General features: G+C 68.8%; 4 protein-coding genes and 1 pseudogene. 4 read left to right on the top strand and 1 reads right to left on the bottom strand.

All coding sequences use genetic code 11. The features are described 5' to 3' along the window. The 4 genes from J7E68_RS19720 to J7E68_RS09000 all read left to right on the top strand — a co-directional run. The coding region (locus J7E68_RS19720) for a circularly permuted type 2 ATP-grasp protein (protein WP_251048815.1) at window positions 1–818 on the top strand (818 nt) is incomplete at its 5' end. Next, complete coding sequence (locus J7E68_RS09010; protein ID WP_215171868.1) at window positions 812–1,738, top strand: alpha-E domain-containing protein; 927 nt, start codon at window positions 812–814, stop codon at window positions 1,736–1,738. The genes J7E68_RS19720 and J7E68_RS09010, both read left to right, overlap by 7 nt. Next, the gene (locus J7E68_RS09005) at window positions 1,735–2,580 is read left to right on the top strand and encodes a transglutaminase family protein (protein ID WP_215171866.1); all 846 of its coding nucleotides are present in this window, start codon (window positions 1,735–1,737) and stop codon (window positions 2,578–2,580) included. The genes J7E68_RS09010 and J7E68_RS09005 overlap by 4 nt, the downstream gene beginning before the upstream one ends. A 48-nt stretch (window positions 2,581–2,628) precedes the next feature. Beyond that, complete coding sequence (locus J7E68_RS09000; protein ID WP_210097298.1) at window positions 2,629–3,138, top strand: phosphoribosyltransferase; 510 nt, start codon at window positions 2,629–2,631, stop codon at window positions 3,136–3,138. Window positions 3,139–3,176: 38 nt separating this feature from the next. On the opposite strand, the pseudogene J7E68_RS08995 reads toward J7E68_RS09000, so the two are convergent. Next, window positions 3,177–3,816 (bottom strand): annotated as a pseudogene (locus tag J7E68_RS08995) (ATP-dependent DNA ligase); the annotation flags it as partial.

Here is a 3,816-nt window from a genome sequence, read left to right as displayed (position 1 = left end):
GGGTGGACGACGAGTTCCTCGATCCGCAGCAGTTCCGCCCCGACTCGGTGCTGGGTGCGCCGGGACTGATGCTGGCGGCCCGCCTCGGCAACGTCACGCTCGCCAACGCCGTGGGCAACGGCGTGGCCGACGACAAGCTCGTCTACACGTACGTCCCCGACCTGATCCGCTACTACCTGGGGGAGGAGCCGGTGATCCCCAACGTCGACACCTGGAGGCTCGAGGATCCGGGCGCTCTGGAGGAGGTGCTCGACAGGCTCGAGGAGCTGGTCGTGAAGCCGGTCGACGGGTCCGGAGGCAAGGGGCTCGTGGTCGGACCCGACGCGTCGCGCGAGACCCTCGACGATCTGCGCAGGTCGTTGCGGGCCGACCCCCGCGGCTGGATCGCGCAGCCGGTCGTGCAGCTGTCGACGATCCCGACGCTGGTCGAAGACGGATTCCGCCCGCGTCACGTCGATCTGCGTCCCTTCGCGGTGAACGACGGCCACGACATCTGGGTGCTGCCGGGCGGTCTCACCAGGGTCGCGCTTCCCGAGGGGCAGCTCGTGGTGAATTCCAGTCAGGGTGGCGGTTCGAAGGACACCTGGGTGCTGGATCCCTCGCTCTTCACCGGTCCGACGACGACCGTCGAGGGCGACCCGGATGCGGCGGCAGACGAGGTGTCGCTCGCGACCGGTGCGATCTCGATCGTGTCGCCGCCGAAGGGCGAACCGCACCCGCCGTTCCTCTCGTCACCGCAGGACGAGGACCTCGAGCAGCGGCATCACCAGCAGCAACAGCAACAGCAGCAACAGCAGTCGGGAGGGGCAGCATGCTGAGCCGTATCGCGGAGGCGCTGTTCTGGATCGGCCGCTACGTCGAGCGGGCCGACGGCACCGCGCGCATCCTCGACGTGCATCTGCAGCTGCTGCTCGAAGATCCGTGGGTCGACGAGGATACGGCCTGTCGCGCACTGCTGTCGGTGATGGGTACGACCGCAGATGAGGGGTCGGTGCTGAGCCGAGACGACGTGGTGCGGCTGCTCGCGCTCGATCGCGAGCATTCGGCGTCGATCGCCCACTCGATCGCAGCGGCGCGTGAGAATGCGCGCCGGGCACGCGAGATCATCTCGACCGACCTCTGGGAGACCCTGAACGAGTCGAACGCCCGGATGCCGCGGCGCATCGCCTCGGACAAGACGCATCCGTTCTTCCGCTGGGTGCGCGACCGGTCGGCGCTGGCCTTCGGCGTCGTCGATTCGTCGACGAGCCGTGATGAGGCGTGGCACTTCTTCGTGCTCGGTCGTTCGATCGAGCGCGCCGACATGACCGCGCGCCTGCTGGCGACGCGCTCGCTGACCGAAGCAGGCGGGCCGAGCTGGACCACCCTGCTGCGCAGCTGCGGCGCGTACGAGGCGCATCTCCGCAGCCATCGAGCTGTGCCCACCGGGGCATCCGCGGTCGAGTTCCTGCTGGTGGATCGGCTGTTCCCCCGCTCCGTGCTGTCGAGCATCCTGCAGGCGGAGGAGTGTCTGCGCGGCATCGATCCGGCCGGCGCGTTCGGAGTGCCGGACCGCGCACACCGCGTGCTGGGTCGCCTGCGGTCGGAGTTGGAATACCGGCCGATCGGAGACACGGTGCATCGCCTGTCGGAGAGCATGGAGGAGGTCCAGGTGGGGATGTCGGTGGCCAGCGATGCGATCAGAGAGCGGTACTTCCCCTCGATCGCGATGCCCGTCTGGATCGGAGAGGCACTGTGAGCCGCCTCAGGATCGTGCACCGCACGGGGTTCCAGTACGAGCAGCCGGCGACGGCGTCGTACAACGAGGCGCGGATGCTGCCGCACTCTCGCGACGGGCAGTTCGTGCTGCAGGCGACGCTCGACATCTCGCCGACTGCGACCCAGCATTCCTACGCGGACTACTGGGACACGCGCGTGTCGACGTTCGAGCTGCTCACCCCTCATCAGATGCTCTCGGTCACAGCCACGAGCGTCGTCGACGTCAGACCACTGCCGCGGCTGGGAGAGGGGATCGACTGGGACGAACTCGAAGCGCGGATCCCGCAGTCGCTCTCTCTGGCGGAATGCGTCGTGCAGACTCCTGCGACCGCTCCGGACGAGGACATGCGTGATCTCGCGCTGCGTATCGAGGCCGAGGGCGGAGGCGTCGATGAGACGGCTCTCGAGATCTGCCGCACCGTCGGGGAGGCGATGGAATATCGCAGCGGCGTGACCGGCGTGGGCTCGACGGCCCGCGACGCCTGGCCCACGCGTTCCGGCGTCTGCCAGGACATCGCCCACGTGGCGCTCGGCGTGCTGCGCGCGGCGGGGATCCCGGCGCGCTACGTCTCGGGGTACCTGCACCCCGACCCGACGGCTGCGATCGGTCAGCCGGTGACGGGGGAGTCGCATGCGTGGGTGGAGTGGTACTCCGGAGAGTGGCGGGGATACGACCCCACCAACCTCGTGGAGGTCGGCGAATCGCACGTCTACGTCGGGCACGGACGCGACTACACCGACGTGCCGCCGCTGCGTGGTGTGTACGCCGGCCCGAGCGTCTCGGAGCTGTTCGTGTCCGTCGAGGTCACCCGTCTCGGATGAGGGGCGGGCGTGGCCTGGAGGAGGGCGTCGGTGGGGAAGAATGAGACGATGACGGATGCATCGATCGAGCGTGAGACGCTCACCTGGGACGGCTTCGGATCAGCGACGCGAGACCTCGCCCGCAGCATCCTCGACAGCGGCTTCATGCCCGAGGTCGTGGTGGCCATCGCTCGCGGCGGCCTGCTGCCTGCCGGGGCCATCGCCTACGGCCTGGGCGCCAAGAACTGCGGTGCGATCAATGTCGAGTTCTACACCGGCATCGGCACGGTGCTCGACGCCCCCGAGGTGCTGCCGCCCGAGCTCGACATGGCGTACCTCGACGGTCGCCGCGTGCTTCTCGTCGATGACGTCGCGGACTCGGGGCGCACCCTCGCGCTCGCCGTGCAGCTGCTGAAGGACAAGGGCGCCGACGTGCGCTCGGTCACGATCTATACGAAGCCGTCGACGATCATCCAGCCCGACTACGCGTGGAAGGACACCGATCTGTGGATCAACTTCCCGTGGTCGTTCCAGGGCACCGTGCGTGAAGAGGACCTCGGGCTCGCCCCGTCGGCCTGAGGCCCCAGCGTCGAGCAGCAGCTCAGTCGAGCAGCAGCTCAGCCGCGCAGCAGCGATCGCAGAGTCTGGATCGTGTCGGCGTCGGCCACGCTCTTGTCGGGGCGATAGCCCTTGACACGGGCGAAGCGCAGCGCGATGCCGCCCGGGTAGCGCGGTGACCGCTGCACGCCGTCGATCGCGATCTCGACCACGAACTCGGGACGCAGGAAGACGGTGCTCTGGGTGCGTCGCGTCTCGAGCGGCGGGAACTGCTCGGTCTGCCAGCGCAGCAGCTCGTCGGTCAGACCCTTGAAGGTCTTTCCGACCATCACCAGGCCGCCCGGGTCGCCGAACTCGCCACCCGGATCGAGGGCTCCGAGGTGCAGGTTCGACAGCCATCCCTGACGCCTGCCCGACCCCCACTCGGCTGCGATCACGACCAGGTCGAACGTGAGCACGGGCTTGACCTTGACCCACGATCTGCCGCGCCGGCCGGCGGCATAGGCGGCATCGACTCCCTTGACGACGACTCCCTCGTGCCCCGCCACCAGGGCCTCGCGCGACAGTCGCTCGGCCTCTTCGGCATCGTCGGTCACGATGCCGGGCATGCGCCACTCGCCGACGATTCTCTCGAGTTCAGCGAGGCGGGTCGAGAGCGGCTCGTCGAGCAGTTCGCGTCCGGGGACGTGAAGGATGTCG

The organism is Microbacterium sp. ISL-103, from assembly GCF_018613995.1.
Lineage (GTDB): Bacteria > Actinomycetota > Actinomycetes > Actinomycetales > Microbacteriaceae > Microbacterium.
The sequence above is the reverse complement of the archived record's forward strand: the minus strand, read 5'-3'. Positions and strand labels throughout refer to the sequence as shown.